Source organism: Burkholderia sp. A9 (assembly GCF_000801975.1).
This window is the reverse complement of sequence record NZ_JSZN01000035.1, coordinates 1-308: the sequence shown is the minus strand read 5'-3', so window position 1 is coordinate 308 and position 308 is coordinate 1. Positions and strand designations below refer to the sequence as shown.

Here is a 308-nt window from a genome sequence, read left to right as displayed (position 1 = left end):
GCCGTATTCCAATTGAGTCAAACATAGAGTTCGAATCATCTTGAGATACATCGATACAATCACAACCCGGATAGTTTTCACGTCCATCTCAAGACGCTTCCGCTATCCAAATTACTTACTTCTTCCAGATTGTTAAAGAACGACAGCCGATACTTACTACGTATCACTCTGACTGGCTCAATCGCCAATGACAAATGCTCGACCCAAGTCGAACGCTTGTCATTGAAGATTGGTGGAGGCAGACGGGATCGAACCGACGACCCCCTGCTTGCAAAGCAGGTGCTCTCCCAGCTGAGCTATGCCCCCAT

General features: G+C 47.7%; 1 tRNA gene. It reads right to left on the bottom strand.

Going from position 1 to position 308, the window contains the following annotated elements:
• Positions 1–230: 230 nt before the first annotated feature.
• Positions 231–306, bottom strand: a tRNA-Ala gene (locus PI86_RS14090).
• Positions 307–308: the final 2 nt, after the last annotated feature.